General features: G+C 64.8%; 17 protein-coding genes. 10 read left to right on the top strand and 7 right to left on the bottom strand.

Going from position 1 to position 16421, the window contains the following annotated elements:
* Positions 1-177 precede the first annotated feature (177 nt).
* Positions 178-312 carry a hypothetical protein gene (locus tag B0G73_RS41190; protein WP_258193281.1) on the bottom strand — a complete coding sequence of 45 codons (135 nt, stop codon included), beginning with the start codon at positions 310-312 and terminating at the stop codon, positions 178-180.
* Here B0G73_RS41190 and B0G73_RS11925 point away from each other — a divergent pair.
* The 6 genes from B0G73_RS11925 to B0G73_RS11900 all read left to right on the top strand — a co-directional run bounded on the left by B0G73_RS11925 (position 311) and on the right by B0G73_RS11900 (position 5226).
* Positions 311-631: a YXWGXW repeat-containing protein gene (locus B0G73_RS11925; RefSeq protein WP_106280931.1), complete on the top strand. Its 321-nt coding sequence runs from the start codon at positions 311-313 to the stop codon at positions 629-631. The two genes, B0G73_RS41190 and B0G73_RS11925, sit on opposite strands and share 2 nt — an antisense overlap.
* Positions 632-885: 254 nt before the next feature.
* The gene (locus B0G73_RS11920; RefSeq protein WP_106280892.1) at positions 886-1446 is read left to right on the top strand and encodes an RNA polymerase sigma factor; all 561 of its coding nucleotides are present in this window, start codon (positions 886-888) and stop codon (positions 1444-1446) included.
* Positions 1443-1871: a hypothetical protein gene (locus B0G73_RS11915; RefSeq protein ID WP_106280890.1), complete on the top strand. Its 429-nt coding sequence runs from the start codon at positions 1443-1445 to the stop codon at positions 1869-1871. Before B0G73_RS11920 ends, B0G73_RS11915 begins: the two co-directional genes overlap by 4 nt.
* Positions 1868-2386, top strand: coding sequence for a periplasmic heavy metal sensor (locus B0G73_RS11910; RefSeq protein ID WP_106280888.1), 519 nt, complete (start codon positions 1868-1870; stop codon positions 2384-2386). Before B0G73_RS11915 ends, B0G73_RS11910 begins: the two co-directional genes overlap by 4 nt.
* Positions 2387-2458: 72 nt before the next feature.
* Positions 2459-4072, top strand: coding sequence for a DUF1800 family protein (locus B0G73_RS11905; protein ID WP_106280887.1), 1614 nt, complete (start codon positions 2459-2461; stop codon positions 4070-4072).
* Between the two features lie 5 nt (positions 4073-4077).
* Entirely contained in the window at positions 4078-5226 is a 1149-nt protein-coding gene (locus tag B0G73_RS11900; protein ID WP_106280929.1) for a DUF1501 domain-containing protein, read from the top strand.
* Positions 5227-5249: 23 nt separating this feature from the next.
* Here the strand turns inward: B0G73_RS11900 and B0G73_RS11895 are convergent, their stop codons facing one another.
* The 3 genes from B0G73_RS11895 to B0G73_RS11885 all read right to left on the bottom strand — a co-directional run bounded on the left by B0G73_RS11895 (position 5250) and on the right by B0G73_RS11885 (position 8556).
* Entirely contained in the window at positions 5250-6494 is a 1245-nt protein-coding gene (locus B0G73_RS11895) for a nitrate/nitrite transporter (RefSeq protein ID WP_106280885.1), read from the bottom strand.
* Between the two features lie 41 nt (positions 6495-6535).
* Positions 6536-7081, bottom strand: a complete 546-nt coding sequence (locus B0G73_RS11890) for a flavin reductase (RefSeq protein ID WP_106280883.1) — start codon at positions 7079-7081, stop codon at positions 6536-6538.
* Positions 7082-7164: 83 nt separating this feature from the next.
* Positions 7165-8556, bottom strand: coding sequence for an LLM class flavin-dependent oxidoreductase (locus B0G73_RS11885; RefSeq protein ID WP_106280927.1), 1392 nt, complete (start codon positions 8554-8556; stop codon positions 7165-7167).
* 236 nt (positions 8557-8792) lie between these two features.
* Here B0G73_RS11885 and B0G73_RS11880 point away from each other — a divergent pair, with 236 nt between their 5' ends.
* Positions 8793-9362: an XRE family transcriptional regulator gene (locus B0G73_RS11880; protein WP_106280882.1), complete on the top strand. Its 570-nt coding sequence runs from the start codon at positions 8793-8795 to the stop codon at positions 9360-9362.
* Between the two features lie 146 nt (positions 9363-9508).
* Here B0G73_RS11880 and B0G73_RS11875 read toward each other — a convergent pair whose 3' ends face one another.
* Together B0G73_RS11875 and B0G73_RS11870 are read right to left on the bottom strand one after the other, a co-directional pair.
* Entirely contained in the window at positions 9509-9871 is a 363-nt protein-coding gene (locus B0G73_RS11875; protein WP_106280925.1) for a BON domain-containing protein, read from the bottom strand.
* Positions 9872-10176: 305 nt separating this feature from the next.
* Positions 10177-11982 carry an acyl-CoA dehydrogenase gene (locus tag B0G73_RS11870; RefSeq protein WP_106280880.1) on the bottom strand — a complete coding sequence of 602 codons (1806 nt, stop codon included), beginning with the start codon at positions 11980-11982 and terminating at the stop codon, positions 10177-10179.
* Positions 11983-12250: 268 nt separating this feature from the next.
* Here B0G73_RS11870 and B0G73_RS11865 point away from each other — a divergent pair, with 268 nt between their 5' ends.
* The 3 genes from B0G73_RS11865 to B0G73_RS11855 all read left to right on the top strand — a co-directional run bounded on the left by B0G73_RS11865 (position 12251) and on the right by B0G73_RS11855 (position 15308).
* A complete protein-coding gene (locus B0G73_RS11865; RefSeq protein ID WP_106280879.1) occupies positions 12251-13024 on the top strand; it encodes an SDR family oxidoreductase in 774 nt (257 codons plus the stop codon).
* A gap of 87 nt (positions 13025-13111) precedes the next feature.
* Positions 13112-14809, top strand: coding sequence for a long-chain fatty acid--CoA ligase (locus tag B0G73_RS11860; protein ID WP_106280877.1), 1698 nt, complete (start codon positions 13112-13114; stop codon positions 14807-14809).
* Positions 14810-14993: 184 nt separating this feature from the next.
* A complete protein-coding gene (locus B0G73_RS11855) occupies positions 14994-15308 on the top strand; it encodes a hypothetical protein (protein ID WP_106280876.1) in 315 nt (104 codons plus the stop codon).
* A gap of 127 nt (positions 15309-15435) precedes the next feature.
* On the opposite strand, the gene B0G73_RS11850 is transcribed toward B0G73_RS11855, so the two are convergent.
* Positions 15436-16347, bottom strand: a complete 912-nt coding sequence (locus B0G73_RS11850) for a LysR family transcriptional regulator (RefSeq protein ID WP_106280874.1) — start codon at positions 16345-16347, stop codon at positions 15436-15438.
* Positions 16348-16421 lie beyond the last annotated feature (74 nt).

The raw sequence follows: 16421 nt of genomic DNA, 5'->3' as shown, positions 1-16421 counted from the left end.
GCTAGTGCTAGTGGTCTTACCGCGACAAACTGCGCGCATTGGACCACTTGATAATTAAGATTTCGGGGCGTCAACCTTACCGAAGCCCTCGTTTCTTATTCATTTGCCTAACCTTTGCTGTCGTTCCGCTGACGCAGTACGGCAATGCGGTAACGCTGCGACTCTGCGCCTCGCGTTTCAGCGCCGCTTTTCGCGCATCCTTCTCTCCTTTTGATTTTTGACGCGCCCGCGGCGACGGATTTTTTCCGCTGCCGCGTTCAACAGGAAACGGAGCCGCTTTCCGGCTTCGGCTTTAATGGGAGAAACCAACATGACATCCACCAAACCGGTTCGCCTGCTTACCGCCATGCTGACTGCCGCGCTGACCGGCGCCGCCACGCTCAGCGCCACGCCGGCCTTCGCGCAGGCGGTGATCGTCGCGCCGATGGCGCCGCCTGCGCCGCGCGTCGAAGTGGTGCCGCCGCCGCGTGCGGGTTACGCATGGGATCCGGGCCACTGGCGGTGGGTCGAGGGCCGTTATGTGTGGGTGGGCGGCCACTGGCAGGCGGTGCGCGTCGGTCATCGCTGGGTGCCGGGGCACTGGGTGGCGCGTGGTCCCAACTGGCGTTGGGTGGAAGGCCATTGGGCATGACCCGGTAGCACCACGGCTGTCGTTGTTTTTGACCCGCTGCGTCCACCAACCAGGCAAACTGCCATGAAAACGCTCGTGATGATTCTGCTGGCGGCCACGCTCGCCGGCTGTGTGGTGTACCCGGTGCGGCCGGCCTACTATCGGCCGGCGGTCGTCGTATATTGATTGCGCTTGTGCGTGGCGAGAGGCGCTGCTTTCTCTATCCGCGCGCACCGTTCGAACCGGTGCGCGCGCAACCATCCGTGTGAGGTGTCTTGAGCGAACGCGACCCCGACGCGGAATTGCTCGAACAGGTCGGCCGGCAAGATCCGGCCGCCGTCCGCTCGCTCGTCTTGCGCAAGCTGCCGCGTCTGCTTGCGCTCGCCACCCGCATGCTGGGCGACCGCATGGAAGCGGAAGACGTGGCGCAGGAGGTGTTCGTGCGCATCTGGAAACAGGCGTCGCGCTGGCGGGAAGGCGAGGCGAAGTTCGACACGTGGGTTCATCGCGTGGCGCTCAATCTCTGCTATGACCGGCTGCGCGGCCGGCGCGAAGAGCCGCGCGACGAGATGCCGGAGGAGGTCGACCCTGCGCCGCTGCCTGAGGACGGACTCGAAGCGCGCGCCCAGAACCAGCAGGTTCGCGATGCACTCGCCGCGTTGCCGGCACGCCAGCGCGAGGCGCTGGTACTCAACTATTACCAGGAGATGTCGAACACCGACGCCGCAGCCCTGATGGGCATCAGCGTCGATGCGCTGGAAAGCCTGCTGGCACGCGCGCGCCGCAATCTGCGCGCTCAACTGGCCGGCAGCGGCCTTAGCAAGGACAAGTCATGACGCCCGAAAGATTTCAGCAGATCGTCAAGGCCTACGGTGCCGAGCCGCGCCGCTGGCCGCAACCGGAGCGCGCGGCGGCGCAGGCGTGGGCGCAGTCGCATCGCGCTGACGCCGAGGCGCTGCTGGCACAGGCGGCCGGCGTCGATGCGTGGCTCGCCGCCGACAAAGTCGAGCCGCCGGGCGCGGCGCTGCTCGGGCGCGTGCTCGACAGCGCGCCGGTGCGGCAGCCGGTGGCGCCGCGACGCCGCCTGTGGTGGTCGGGCGCGGCGGTCGCGGGCGTTGGGCTGCTGGGCGGCGTAGCCGGCGCTCTCGCCGTATCGTTCTTCGTGTTGACGGAGACCGGAGTGCAGGCCCCGCTCGCGCATGAGTCGTCTTATTTAACTTCGAGCTTCGGTGGGTCGTCCGCCGATTGGAGCGACGAATGAACGGCCGATCATGGAAAGTCGTGCTGGTGGCCTCGCTGGTGCTGAATGTGTTTCTGGTGGGCGCGATTGTCGGGGGCGCCTATCAATGGTTTGCCGCGCGCGGCGCGACGGCGCCCGTGCTGGCGCAACAGCGCGCGCTGCGCTTCGCCGCGCAAACGCTGTCCGCCGAGCGCCAGAAAGCCTTTATCGACGGCCTGAAAGATGCGCGCCGCGAGGGCCGGCAATATGCCCGCGAGGGCCGCGAAGGGCGGCGCGAAGTGTTGCGTCTGCTGGCGGCGCCGCAGTTCGATCGTGCCGCGCTGGACGCCGCGCTCGAACGCACGCGCCAGGCCGACAGCCATCTGCGTGCGCAAGTGGAGGGTAGTGTGGCCGACTTCGCGGCGACCTTGTCGCCCGAGGAGCGGGTTCAATTCGCCGACAGCCTGAAGGTGCGCGGGCAATGGCGTGAACCCGTGACCACGCCGAATGTGAAGAAGCCGGCGAATCAGGCATCGAGCGACACTTCGGGTGAGTAAAAAACTGCAGCAGGTGCGACGGTTTTTTGCGTGACAGCCGTTTAAAGACTATCCACACCCGAAGAGGATGGTATGGCCAACTCACCGAACCTGAACGCCGCGGCGATTGCGCTGAACCGTTTCGGCCTGGGTGCGCGTGCTGACGACACGCCGCCCGCCGATCCGAAAGGCTGGCTGCTCGCGCAGTTCGAACAGTACCAGGCGCGGCCGGCCGCGTGGGCGAATCAGCCCGACTCGGTGGCGCTTTCTACTGAACTCTTGCAGCAGCGCATGCAGTTCAATCAGCAGGCGCGTCAGAGGGCGAGTGAGGGCGCGGCGACAGACCCCGCGAACGCACAGAACATGACCATACCTGATGGGCAAACCCGCACTCAGGCGAACGCACAAGCAAACGTACGAGCAAACACACAAGCAACCACACAAGCAAACGGGCAGCCGGACACAGCCAGCTCAACGCAAGCAGACGCGCAAACTGCCAGGCAAGCCGAACGAAAAGCGATTCGCGGTGAAATACTCGACATGTACCGCTCATCGGTAAATGCACGGGTGACGAGTGCGCTGACCACGCAGACGCCGTTCGTCGAGCGGCTGGTGCATTTCTGGTCCAACCACTTCGCGGTCTCCACCGAAAAGCCCGGCGTCGCCGCGCTGGCCGGTTCATTCGAGGCCGAAGCGATTCGCCCGCATGTGCTGGGCCGCTTCGAAGACATGCTGGTGGCCGTCGAACGTCATCCGGCCATGCAGGTGTTTCTCGATCAGACGCGCTCGGTCGGGCCGGACAGCATGGCGGCCATGCGCGCCGCGCAGCGCAATCCGGAGCGCAAACGCGGTCTGAACGAAAACCTCGCGCGCGAAATCATGGAGTTGCACACGCTCGGCGTGCGCAGCGGCTACAGCCAGGACGACGTCACCGAATTCGCCCGCGCGCTGACCGGCTGGAGCGTCGCGGGTAATCCGGCCAACCCCGGCAATGCCGGCAATGCCGGCAACAAGAGCCGGCTGGCCATGCAGCAGAACGCGGCGCCGGGCACCTTCGTGTTTCGCGCCGCGCTGCACGAACCCGGTTCGCGGACCATCATGGGCCGTCGCTACGATCAGCCCGGGGAGGAACAGGCACTCGCGATTCTGCACGACCTCGCGAGCGCACCCGCGACCGCGCAGCATATCGGCGGCAAGCTGGCCCGTCATTTCGTCGCCGATAATCCGCCGCCCGGAGTGAGCGAACATCTGGCCAGCGCATTCGAGCGCAGCGGCGGCGATCTGCCGGCCGTCTACCGCGCGTTGATCGACATGCCGCAAGCGTGGTCGCCCACGGCCGTCAAATTCAAAACGCCGTGGGAGTGGACCATTTCGTCGATGCGCGGACTCGGCTGGCAGGACCTCGGCAAGATGCAAACGGCGCCCATTCTCACGCAGCTCGGCCAGCCGGTATGGCGTCCGGGCTCGCCCGCCGGTTACGACGACATCGCCGCGAGCTGGGCCGCGCCCGACGCGCTCGTGCGCCGGGTCGAAGTAGCGCAGCGTTTCGCGTCGCGAGTGGGCGACCGGCTCGATGCGCGCGCGCTCGGCCAGACCTTGCTCGCCGGTTCGCTCAGTGTGATGACGGCCACGGCGGTATCGCGCGCCGAAAGTGCGTCGACGGCGATCGCTTTATTGCTGGTCTCGCCGGATTTTCAACGGAGATGAATGCCATGCTGTCACGCCGCAAATTTCTGAGCGTCGCCGCTGCCGGCGCGGGCGCGATGCTCGTGTCGCCGCGGATCGCGTTCGCCAGCGTCGCCACCGAGAGCCGTTTCGTGTTCGTGATCCAGCGCGGCGCCGCCGACGGTCTGAACATCGTCGTGCCGTACGCCGAACCGGCCTACGCCACACTGCGCGGTGCGCTTGCCATCGACACGTCGAACGCGCCGCGCCTGGACGGCACCTTTGCGCTGCATCCCGCAATGGTCCAGACAGCGGCGATGTATGCGAACCATCAGGCGCTGTTCGTGCACGCGGTGGCGTCGCCGTATCGCGACCGTTCGCACTTCGACGGACAGAACGTGCTCGAGACCGGCGGCACATCGCCGTATCAGATGAAAGACGGCTGGCTGAACCGGCTCGTAGCGCAATTGCCGGCCACGCGTGAGAACGCGATCGCGTTCGCGCCGACCGTGCCGATGGCGTTGCGCGGCCCGGCGGCGGTGACGTCGTATGCGCCGTCGGCGCTGCCACAAGCCCCCGACGATCTGCTCACGCGCGTCTCGCAACTCTACGATCAGGACGCGCAGTTGCGTCCGCTGTGGGAGTCGGCGATGACCGCGCGCGGCCTCGCGGGCGACGCCGGTGCGCGCCAGGATCCGGCGAGTCTCGGCAAGCTCGCCGCGGGTTTCCTGTCGCGCGAGAACGGGCCGCGGATCGCGATGATCGAGACCGGCGGCTGGGACACGCACAGCGCGCAGAACGCGCGCCTCGCCAATCAGTTGAAGGCGCTCGACACGATGCTCGCGTCATTGCGCGACGGCATGGGCCCGCTGTGGAGCAAGACCACGGTGCTGGTCGCGACGGAATTCGGCAGAACCGCCGCCGCCAACGGCACGGGAGGCACCGATCACGGCACGGGATCCGTGGCGATGGTGCTCGGCGGCTCGGTCCAGGGCGGACGCGTGATTGCCGACTGGCCCGGTCTCGCGCCGCACAATCTGTACGAGGCGCGCGATCTCAAGCCGACCACCTCGCTCGATGCATTGATCGCCGGCACCGCGAGCGAAAGTCTCGGGCTCGATCCGCAGCGCACCGCGAGCGCGCTGTTTGGCCCGACGCCAGCGGGGCGGCCGTTGAGCGGCATCGTGCGCACGTAGCGGTGGCGAAGCGGCCCAAGGTGCTAACGCCGGCCACCCGCAAGCCGTCGCGCATCCGGCAGACGCCGCAAACGCGCCATCGCGATACAGCCGAGCAGCGGCCCGACCGCAAGCATGCCGAAGGCGCCGCGCCAACCCGCCAGCGCGACGACGTCCGGCACCAGATGAATGCTCACCAGCGTCAGCAGAAAACCGGCGCAGGTCTGCGCGGTCAATAACGTTCCGATCGACGCGGGCTCGGCAAGCTCGGCAATGCTCGCCGAGAACTGCGCGGAATCGGCGATCACGGAGACTCCCCAGCACAGCGCCACGCAGCCGACCAGCCAGACCGGCGCGCCAAGCAGCCAGCCCATCAGCGCGGCGCACGCGCCGCTCACGGCCATCGCGCCGATCGTTACCGTGGTGCGGCCGAGCCGGTCCGCCAGCACGCCGCCGAGCCACGCGCCGAGCGCGCCCGCGGCGACCGCGCCGAAGGTCAGCCATTCGGCCGCCGCGCGCGGCTCTTGCATGCCGGCTGCCGCAAAGCTCGCTTGGAGGAATACGGCGAGCCACGCCCACATCGCGTACAACTCCCACATGTGGCCGAGATAACCGAGGTTCGCGAGTCGCAGCGCGGGGTTGCGCCAGGCGCCGGCCAGCGCGGACCATTCGATGCGCGTCGCGCGCGCCATGTTCGGCCCGACGCCGCACAGCAGAATCGCCACGCCCGCGAGCAACGCGCAGCACGCCGAGATGCCATAGATCGCGCGCCAGTTCGAACCGCCGAGCGCCGCCAGCAGATGCGGACTCGCCGAGCCGAAGGTCAGCGCGCCGACCAGCAGGCCGATCAACAAACCGAGATCGCCCTTCGCCCAGGTCGCCGCGAGCCGCATGCCGACCGGATAAACGCCCGCCATGCAGATGCCGGTCAGCAGCCGTAGCAGGATGGCGAGCGGACTCGCCGGCGCAAGGAACACGAGACACGCGGTGGCCGCGCCCGCCGTCAACGCGCTGATCATGAAAAGCCGCCGTGGATCGAAGCGGTCGGCAAGCGAGAGCAGGGCGCTGGTGACTGTGCCGGCCACGAAGCCCGCCTGCACGGCGCTCGTGAGCAAGGTCGCTTGCAAGGCAGACAGATTCTCGGCCTGCCTGACGATCGCCACGACCGCAGACGATGAAAACCACACGCTCATCGCCCCCACCTGGCAGAGCAGCAGGATCACGAGCGAACGCTTCTTGCCGGCTGTCGCGCGGCTCGGTCGATGCGGGCTTGCCGAGGCTTCTTTCATGCGTGCCTTTCGTGCATTTCGTGCCTTTCGCGCCTGTCGGGTTAGCCGGCCGATTCGGCAGCGAGCGCGCCGCTGGCTTCGGACGCATGCGTCGCGTGCACGGAGCGCGCGCCGACGCGGTGATAACGGCGGCCGTAGTAGATCAGCGCATCGCCTTCGCCGTGCGTATGCGCGGCTTTCACCGCGCAGAAGAACACCGTGTGCGTGCCGACTTCGGTGACCGTTTCGATCTCGCAGTCGAGCGATGCGAGCGCGCCATGCAGGACCGGCGCGCCCGTCGCGAGGGTGTCCCATTGTGCGGCGGCAAAGCGTTCCGCTATCGGCAGCGTGCTGGTGGCGAAGTGCGCGGCGAGCGTCTGCTGCTCGGCGCTCAGCACGTTGACGCAGAGCTTGCCGTTCGCGCGGAACGCCGCGTTGTTGCGGCTGCTGCGATTGATGCAGACGAGCAGCGTGGGCGGTTCGTCGGTCACGCCGCACACCGCGGAGGCGGTGCAGCCGGCCAGACCCGCCGCGCCGTCGCTCGTGATGATGTTGACGGCGGCGCCGAGGCCGGCCATCGCGTCGCGGAAGGTGCCGCTGTCAAGCATGTGAGCCTCCGCGAAAGAATCGCCGTGCCGCCGCATGGCGGCGCGGACGGCACGAAGTGAAGGCGTGCATGACGGCGTGATTGCTACGCATTGCCAGGAACCGGAGCAGCGGCACAAGTCGGCGAACGGAAGCGCGCCGCCGTGTGGCTGGCAGGCAGGCGTGCCTGCCCGAAGAGTTTCTCCCGCAAGGTGCCCTCGCGATACGCTCGCTTGTAAGCGCCGCGTTCCTGCAGAATCGGCACGACGTGTGCGATGAAATCCTCGAAGCATTCCGGCGCGACCGTACGCGATAGATTGAAACCATCCACACCGGCTTCTTCGGTCCACGCGATCAGTTCATTCGCCACCCGTTCGCCCGAGCCGACGAGCGGCGCCTGGCGGCTGCCCAGCACCATTTGTTCGAGCAACTTGCGTTTGGTCCACTGCGGACCCGCCGCGCGCGTCATGGCTTCGACGTTCGAGACGATGGCCTGGCTCTTGCCGGTTTCGATCGGCTCGTCGAGGTCGTAGCGCGCGAAGTCGATCCCGAGCGACGCCGCCGCGTGCACCAGCGCCGCCTCGGAGCTGACGTAACGCCGGTACTCCGCGTACTTCTCCTGCGCCTCGCTGTCCGTGCGTCCGGTGATGACGGTTTGCCCGAGCAGCACCTTGATGTCGTCGGCTTTGCGGCCGCCTGCAACGGCGTGCGCGCGAATATCGTCGACGATCGCCTGCACGGCCGGCCTCGCCTGGCCGTTGACGAACACGCACTCCGCGTGCGCCGCGGCGAACCGCTTGCCGCGCGCCGACGACCCCGCCTGATACAGCACCGGCGTACGCTGCGGCGACGGCTCGCTCAAATGCATGGCGTCCACCCGATACTGCTTGCCGTGATGATGGATCACATGGACTTTCGACGCGTCCGCATACACGCCCTGGACCTTGTCGCGCAACACCGCGCCGTCTTCCCAACTGCATTCCCACAGCTTGTAGACCAGTTCCATGTACTCGTCGGCGAGGTCGTAGCGGTCGTCGTGCGCCATCTGGCCGGTCAGGCCGATCGCGCGCGACGCGCTGTCCAGATAACCGGTTACGATGTTCCAGCCGACCCGGCCGCGCGTCAGATGATCGAGCGTGGACATGCGCCGCGCGAACAGATACGGCTGCTCGACCGTGAGATTGGACGTGACACCGAACGACAGATGGCGCGTCACGGCGGCCATGGCGGGAATCAGCAGCGTCGGGTCATTCACCGGCACCTGCACGGCGCCGCGAGTCGCGGCGTCGGGGTTGCCGCCGTAGACGTCGTAGACGCCGGCGACATCGGCGAAAAAAATGCCGTCGAACAGGCCCGCCTCGAGCGTGCGGGCATAGTCGGTCCAGTACTGCAGATCGGTATAGCGCGCGGACTGATCGCGCGGATGGGTCCACATGCCTTGCTGGATGTGGCCGACGCAGTTCATGTCAAAAGCGTTGAGAACGATTTCCTTCGGCATGGTGTCTTCCGGCTGGGTGGACGAATGCTGACGGCTGACGTTCAAGCCGCGCACGCCCGTGCGGGTTATTGTCGAGATCGCTCGTTTAATATAGTGGACAAAAAATCACTATGCAAGACATTGCTTTCGGCCTTTAATAAGCGGCGAGGCGAGCGCGGACATCAGCGTCGGTGCCTTTATCGCCTCGATATAATTTGCGGTGCCAATTTCCCACTCTCCAACGCGTTCATCTTTCCATGTCCGATTCCGCTGCCATCGATCTGACCCAGGCGATCTCCTTGCGTGTGAAGACCGAGCGCGAGGCGCGCAACTGGTCGCTGAGCGAACTGGCGGAGCGCTCGGGGGTGTCGAAGGCGATGATCAGCAAGATCGAACGAGGCGAGGCGAGTCCAACGGCGACGGTGCTCGGGCGTCTGTCAGGCGCATTCGGCCTGACCCTGTCGACTTTGCTGGCGCTCGCCGAGCAGACTGGCGAACGGCTCGTGCGGCATGCGCAGCAAGCGGTGTGGCAAGACCCGGAAACCGGCTATACGCGCCGGCGCATCTCGCCACCCACGGGCGGCGTGCTGGAATTACTGGAGATCGAGCTGCCGCCGGGCGTGAAAGTGCCTTACCCGCCGGACGCGTTCGTGTTCCAGCATCAGCAGATATGGGTGACGCTCGGGGTATTGACCTTCCGGGAAGGCCAGCAGGTGTATCGGCTGGAAGCGGGGGATTGTCTGCAACTCGGCGCGCCGCTCGAATGCGAGTTCTTCAACGCGGGAGTAGACGTGTGCCGTTACGTGGTCGGCCTCGTTCGACGCTAGGCGCATCCACCTGGGTTTCAATGAGCGCTTAATGAGTGCTTCATCGACGCTTCAAATACCAGGACCACAGGCAACGCCTCACGCTCGCATGGAGCGACGAGCGGCGTTGCCTGTGGTCACCGGCAGGTCATCGGGTGAAAGCGGGCTTAACCTCCGCCGCCTTGGGTGCCGATCGTCAGCTTGTTGCTCACCGACTTCACGCCGGCCACACCTTTCGCCACTTCCTCTGCCTGCGGAATCTGTGCGCCGTCGGGCACCGAGCCGGTGAGCGTCACCGCGCCGCCGCGGGCCCGGACGAACACGTTCGACACGTCAAAACCCTGCGCCTTCGCTAGAGCCTTGCGCACTTGCAGACCCAGCGCGCGGTCCGTCTTCTTGACCGTTTTGGCACTGGGCGCCGCCATGTCGCCGGACGCCGCCATGGCGTCGCTCGCCTGCGCATAGGCGCTGGCCGTCGTTGCCAAACACAATGCGATGCCGAGCGCCTTCAAAAGATTGACTGTTTTCACGTTTTCTCCATCCTCGAAAAGTTGATGTCGCTTCGTTGCATGCAAAAAACCACGCGCTTGCGAGCCGTTTTCGCTCACGAGGAGCACCCTGTCTTGTAGAAGAGTGATGCCGCGACGCTCCCGGCGCGCTTAAACAATACTCCAGCCGAAGCGCTCATGCTGGAAAAACTGCCCGGAGCGCCGCCTTGGCGGCCATTCCGGCAATCATGGCGACGGCTTGTGTTGCGCACGCGTGACGACGATGTTCCATATATCGGGTTGCCGATTTTGCCAGGGCGCGTCAATGCGCGCCCATGCGGCGACGCCTAGAACCATTGCGGCGCCATGCTGAGCGTGGTGTCGTCAAGGGTGCGCAACGTGGCAAGTATCAACGCGACGCGCGGCAGTTCCCAGCGGAAGAACCACTGACACGCATGCAGCTTGCCGCGATAGAAGTCCACGTCTGCTTCGCTATGCGAAGCAGCTAGCGCGGCGCTTGCCACGATGGCCTGACGCAGCCATGTCCATGCAATCACGATATGACCGAAGGCTTCGAGGAACGCATTCGCATTGGCGAGCGCGCGTTCGCTTTCATGGCTCAGCGTGGGCAGCAACGCCTCGACGGTGGCAGTCAGGTCGGTCCATGCGTCGCCGAGCGCATCGGCGTGCGCATGCAATGCCGGGTGTTCGCGCGACGTGTCAATCGTCTGCTGGATTTCGCGGGCCAGCTGTTTGAGCGCCGCGCCCTGTTTCATCGTTACCTTGCGGCCGAGCAGATCGATGGCCTGAATGCCGTGCGTGCCTTCGTGAATCATGTTCAGCCGGTTGTCGCGATAGAACTGCTCGACCGGATATTCACGCGTGTAGCCGTAGCCGCCGTGGATCTGGATGGCGAGACTATTCGCTTCGAGACACCATTGGGACGGCCACGACTTCACCACCGGCGTGAGCAGATCGAGCAACAGGCCCGCTTCGGCGCGCGCGGTTTCGCTCTCACCGGTGTTCTGTTCGTCGACGAGACGCGCCGCGTACAGGCACAACGCATACGCGCCTTCCACATAGGCTTTTTGTGCGAGCAGCATGCGGCGCACGTCGGCGTGTTCGATCAGCGGCAACTGCGGCTCTAGCGGATTCTTGTTGTCGGGGCGGCGTCCTTGCGGCCGTTCGCGCGCGTAATCGAGCGACGCGAGATAGCCGCGGTAGCCCAGCATGACCGCGCCGAGACCGACGCCGATGCGCGCCTCGTTCATCATATGGAACATGTAGGCGAGGCCGTGATGCGGCTCGCCCACCAGTTCGCCGATGCACTCGCCGTGTTCGCCGAACGAGAGCATGGTCGACGTCGTGCCACGCCAGCCCATCTTGTGAATCAGTCCCGCGAGGGCGACGTCGTTGCGCGCGCCGAGGCTGCCGTCTTCGTTGACATGGAACTTCGGCACGGTGAAGAGCGAAATACCCTTGACGCCCGGCGGCCCGCCGGGAATGCGCGCCAGCACCAGATGCACGATGTTCTCGCTCAACTCGTGGTCGCCGCCTGAAATGAAAATCTTGTTGCCGCGAATCGAATAGGTGCCGTCCGCATTGGGCGTGGCGCTCGTGACGAGATCGGAGAGGCTCGAACCTGCTTGCGGCTCCGTCAACGCCATGGTGCCGAACGCGCGTCCTTCGAAGAGCGCTTGCAGATACTTGCGCTTTTGCGTTTCGCTGCCGAAACGTTCGATCACGTTCGCATTCGCCGTGGTCAGCATGGCATACGACGCGGTCGCAATGTTCGCACTCTTGAAGAGCGACAGGCACGCAAACGAAATCACCGACGGCAACTGCATGCCGCCCCATTCGTAGTCCTTGCCCGCGGCGAAAAAGCCGGTGGCGCGCATGGCGTCGAGCGCGTCCTTCACCTCGGCGGGCAGGGTGACGCGTTGACCGTCGAACTGCGGCTCGTGTTCGTCCGAGAGACGGTTGTGCGTCGCGAACTTTTCCATGGCGACCGTATGCGCGGTATCGAGCGCGGCGTTGAAGGTCTCGCGGCTGTGATCGGCGTGACGCGCGCGGCGCGTGAGCGTCTGCGCTTCGAGCACTTCGAACAACTGAAACTCGAGATCGCGTGAGTTGATGATCAGCGCATCTTGCATGAGAGAAGACCTGCGAAAAGTAAGCCGCTATGCGCAACAACGACGCAACGCATGCATAAAAACGTCCGCGAACATGTCGGCTCGGCGCGAGCTGGAAAGCACGCTATTCGGGTAATTCCCGATGCTTCGCCACGCGGTGATGCGTGCCAGTCTACCTCCAAAGTGAATGACCGTGCTTTTATTTACAGGTCGAATTTCGGCACGTATGATGGGCGCAAAACACGGCATGCCGATCTGCATGCCAGAACAATTCTGGAGGAGCGACACAATGTCTGCGAAGGACCTGTTTCAACTGGACGGCAAGGTTGCACTCATTACCGGCGGCTCGCGCGGCCTCGGTCTGCAAATGGCCGAGGCACTCGGCGAAATGGGCTGCCGCGTCGCCATCACCGCGCGCAAGGCCGAAGAACTTGCCGAAGCGAAAACGCATCTGCAACAACTCGGTATCGAAGTGCAAACGGTGGTCAACGACCTGCAGCGCTTCGAAGGCATCCCCGGTCTCGTGGATGAAGTGCTAGGCCTGCACGGCCGCATCGATATTCTCGTCAACAACGCGGGCGCGACATGGGGCGCACCCGCCGAAGACTATCCCGACGAAGCGTGGCACAAGGTCATGAACCTGAACGTCAACGCACCGTTCTTTCTTGCTCGCGAAGTCGGCAAGCGCAGCATGATCCCGCGGCGCGCCGGCAAGATCGTCAATATCGCTTCGGTGGCGGGTTTGAAGGGTTCGCCGCCGGGCATGAACACGATTGCGTACAACACGTCCAAGGCGGCCGCGATCAATTTCACGCGGGCGCTCGCTGCGGAGTGGGGCAAGTACAACATCAACGTCAACGCAATCTGCCCGGGCTTTTTTCCTTCGAAGATGACGGTGGGTTTGCTCGATAAGCTCGGAGAAACGATCGTCTCGCATACGCCATTGCAGCGTCTGGGCGGCGAAGAAGATCTCAAAGGTCCGATCGTGTTTCTCGCGAGCGAAGCGTCGCGCCACGTCACCGGCCAGGAGTTCGCGGTGGATGGCGGCGCGATCATCGTCTGAGCACGGCGCGGGTCCAACGCGGCGATGTGAACGAAAGCGCGCGGCAGCAAACCGACGCGCACCGACAGTAAAAAGCTGGAGACGCTGATGAACCAACGCCATTACCCGCATTGGCCGCCGCAATTGCCACTGCACTTAACGCTGCCCGAGACCAATCTCTTCTATAACGCCGAAGTCTCGGCGGCGCGCTATCCCCACAAGCCGTTCATCATCTTCTACGACACGCCGATCACGTTCGCCGAATTCAAGGACGAAGCCGAACGGATCGCGGGTTTTCTGCAACAGGCGTGTCAGGTCAAGGCCGACGACCGCGTGCTGTTGTATATGCAAAACAGTCCGCAATGGATCATCGCTTACTACGGCATCCTGCGGGCGAACGCGGTGGTGGTGCCGGTCAATCCGATGAACATGACCGCCGAGCTGGCGCACTACGTCGAGGACAGCGGCGCGACCACGATCATCGCGCCGCAATGCCTGTTCGCGAACGTCGCGCCGCTGATCGGCAGCGGACCTGGAAAGGGCATCGAGCACGCAATCGTCGCGACGTATAGCGATTATCTGAAGAAAACCTCGCCGATTCCCGTGCCTGAATTCGTCGCCGCGCCGCGCAAGACATTCGATCTTCCCGGCGTCACCTCATGGCAAGAAGTAATCGGTCGACATATCGAGCCGGGGCCACTCACGACCGGTCCCGACGATCTGTGCGTCATGCCTTACACGTCGGGCACCACCGGCAAGCCCAAAGGCTGCATGCACACGCACCGCAGCGTGATGAGCACGGCGCTCGGCGGCTGCGTCTGGTTCTCGTCGCCGCCCGACGGCGTTTATCTATCGGTCCTGCCGCTGTTTCACGTGACCGGCATGCAAGGCGGCATGAACAGCGCGGTCTTTTCCGGCACGACCATCGTGCTGTTGCCGCGCTGGGATCGCGAGGCCGCCGCGCTATGCATGCAGAAATATCGCGTCACCGCGTGGCAATCCATCTCGACGATGATGGTCGATTTCCTCTCGAACCCGAAGCTCGACGAATACGATCTGTCGAGCCTCACCGGCACGCGCGGCGGCGGCGCGGCAATGCCGGACGCGATTGCCCGCAAGCTGAAGGCGCTGACCGGACTCGACTATGTCGAAGGCTACGGCATGACGGAGACGATCGCCGGCACGCACATCAATCCGCCGCATCGTCCGAAGCCGCAGTGCCTGGGCATTCCCGTGTTCGACGTGGACTCGCGCGTGATCGATCCGGTCTCGCTGGAGGAACTGCCGCAAGGCGAGACCGGCGAGATCGTCACTCATGCGCCGCAAGTCATGCGGGGCTACTGGGGTAATCCGAAGGCGACGGCGGAAGTGTTCATCGAACTCGACGGCAAGCGGTTTCTGCGAACCGGCGATCTCGGCCATATCGACGAAGACGGTTATTTCTTCATGACCGACCGTCTCAAACGTATGATCAACGCGTCCGGTTATAAGGTGTGGCCGGCCGAAGTCGAGGCCCTGATGTACCGGCATCCGGCGATTCACGAAGTTTGCGTGATCGGCGTGAAGGACGAGAAGCGAGGCGAGACCGTGAAGGCGCTGGTGGTGCCCGACGCGGCGCATGCGGGCACAATTACTGCACAGGAGATCATCGACTGGGCGCATGAGCAGATGGCCGCCTATAAGGCCCCGCGCATCGTCGAGTTCGTGGCGTCGCTGCCGAAGTCGGGCAGCGGCAAGATCTTGTGGCGCAAATTACAGGAAGAGGATGCGGCGCGCGTGGCTGGCTCGCGAGACTCGTCTGCCTGATGCAACACCCGCTCGCAACACCCGCTCGCGGCGCTGAAATGACTCTTTTGACGGTTTGCCTGTAAGCTTTGAGCGCGAGTCGGGACTGAGTGTCGTGCACGGCTCGCGGTGGTGCACAGAAGACTCACAGACAAGCCTGGATGCGCTTGAATGCTTTTGCCAACTTGAGAGAGGGGAATTGAAGATGAAGAGCTTCGCCATTAAACAGATCATGCTCGGCCTCGCCGTCACCGCCATGGTCGCCGGCACCATTCCGCTCGCCGCGGCTCAAGGCGCCAGCGACGCTGCCATGTCGGCCGCGCCTGCCGCGGCGAGCAGTGCGAAACCCACCAAAGCGGAGCGTAAAGAGGCGCGCAAGCAAGCCCGCGCCAAGAAGAACGCCGAGTTGAAGAAGCTCGAAGACGCCGGTTATCAGCCGGCTCAGAACGACCCGAACTATCCGGACAAACTGCAGAAAGCCCAGAAGAAGGCCGGCGTCGGAACAGGCGCGAGCCAGTAATCGCCCAGGCAGCCGCGCGGCGAGACTGAACGTCGCGCGGCTGGCGGTATGGATCGCGTGCGCGAGCCAGGCGACGCGACTCAGCCCGCTTCAGCCGCCTCTACTCAATTACCCACTTAAGACCCGCTCAGCGCGCGCCGAGCGTCTCGACCAGCATGTCGACGAACGCCTTGACCCGCGCCGTCATCTGTAACTGCTGTGGGTACACTGCGTAGATATCCGCACCGGGAGTGCGGTAGTCGGGCAAGACCTGGACGAGCCGGCCATCGGCGAGATACTCCGCAATATCCCATTCGGCGCGCATCAGAATGCCGTGGCCGTCCAGCGCCCATTTCACCGCGATTTCGCCGTCGTTGGTGGTCAGGTTGCCGCGCACACGGACCGTTTCGGTCTTTTCCGTGGCGCCGCGTCCGCTGGTCAGACGCCAGACGCCGTAAGCGTCGCCGCCCTGGCGAATGCCGATGCAATTGTGCTGCGCCAACTCCGCCGGACCGCGCGGCGCCCGCCGCTCGGCAAGATAGCGCGGCGAGGCGCACAGCAGCCGCCGGTTCGACGCGACCCGGCGCGCGATCACGCGGGTATCCGGCGGCTCGCCGAAACGCACGCACACGTCGAAGGCGTCGTCGCTGAGCGGCGGCGGATCGACCGAAAGCTGCAGCTGCACATCCACTTCGGGAAAGCGCCGTACGAACCGCGAGATCAGCGGAGCCACGTGGCTGCGTCCGAAACCGAGCGTCGCATTCACGCGCAGCAAGCCCTTCGGCGCCGCTTGCGAGCCGCCGAGCAACTGGGCGAGGTCGTCCATCTCGCTCAGAATGCGCCGCGCGCGCGTGAGATACAGCTCGCCCTCCGGCGTGAGGCTCATGCGCCGCGTCGTGCGATTGACGAGCGAGACGGCCGCCCGCGATTCCATTTGCGCCAGATGCTTGCTCACGGCCGCCGTGCTCAGTCCGAGTTCGCGCGCGGCCGCCGTGAGGCTGCCGCTTGCGGCGAGCGTGGAGAAGAAGGCGAGATCATCCGGCTGGATCGACGAGGGCATGAAGCGGCCTATTGTTAACCTGAAGTTAAGGATGCTTTGAGTCTAGCAGCGTTTTTCCGGGCAGTGGCCGTTCT

This window comes from Paraburkholderia sp. BL25I1N1, from assembly GCF_003002025.1.
In the GTDB taxonomy this organism is placed as follows: Bacteria; Pseudomonadota; Gammaproteobacteria; order Burkholderiales; family Burkholderiaceae; genus Paraburkholderia.
Note: the sequence above shows the minus strand (reverse complement) of the source record. Positions and strands in the feature narration are given on the sequence as shown.

Bases quoted from the DNA above. Each gene is read 5' to 3' on its own strand.
- B0G73_RS11925 (WP_106280931.1), top strand. From the start codon at position 311: ATGACATCCACCAAACCGGTTCGCCTGCTTACCGCCATGCTGACTGCC.
- B0G73_RS41190 (WP_258193281.1), bottom strand. From the start codon at position 312: ATGTTGGTTTCTCCCATTAAAGCCGAAGCCGGAAAGCGGCTCCGTTTC.
- B0G73_RS11915 (WP_106280890.1), top strand. From the start codon at position 1,443: ATGACGCCCGAAAGATTTCAGCAGATCGTCAAGGCCTACGGTGCCGAG.
- B0G73_RS11910 (WP_106280888.1), top strand. From the start codon at position 1,868: ATGAACGGCCGATCATGGAAAGTCGTGCTGGTGGCCTCGCTGGTGCTG.
- B0G73_RS11905 (WP_106280887.1), top strand. From the start codon at position 2,459: ATGGCCAACTCACCGAACCTGAACGCCGCGGCGATTGCGCTGAACCGT.
- B0G73_RS11900 (WP_106280929.1), top strand. From the start codon at position 4,078: ATGCTGTCACGCCGCAAATTTCTGAGCGTCGCCGCTGCCGGCGCGGGC.
- B0G73_RS11895 (WP_106280885.1), bottom strand. From the start codon at position 6,494: ATGAAAGAAGCCTCGGCAAGCCCGCATCGACCGAGCCGCGCGACAGCC.
- B0G73_RS11890 (WP_106280883.1), bottom strand. From the start codon at position 7,081: ATGCTTGACAGCGGCACCTTCCGCGACGCGATGGCCGGCCTCGGCGCC.
- B0G73_RS11885 (WP_106280927.1), bottom strand. From the start codon at position 8,556: ATGCCGAAGGAAATCGTTCTCAACGCTTTTGACATGAACTGCGTCGGC.
- B0G73_RS11880 (WP_106280882.1), top strand. From the start codon at position 8,793: ATGTCCGATTCCGCTGCCATCGATCTGACCCAGGCGATCTCCTTGCGT.
- B0G73_RS11870 (WP_106280880.1), bottom strand. From the start codon at position 11,982: ATGCAAGATGCGCTGATCATCAACTCACGCGATCTCGAGTTTCAGTTG.
- B0G73_RS11865 (WP_106280879.1), top strand. From the start codon at position 12,251: ATGTCTGCGAAGGACCTGTTTCAACTGGACGGCAAGGTTGCACTCATT.
- B0G73_RS11860 (WP_106280877.1), top strand. From the start codon at position 13,112: ATGAACCAACGCCATTACCCGCATTGGCCGCCGCAATTGCCACTGCAC.
- B0G73_RS11855 (WP_106280876.1), top strand. From the start codon at position 14,994: ATGAAGAGCTTCGCCATTAAACAGATCATGCTCGGCCTCGCCGTCACC.
- B0G73_RS11850 (WP_106280874.1), bottom strand. From the start codon at position 16,347: ATGCCCTCGTCGATCCAGCCGGATGATCTCGCCTTCTTCTCCACGCTC.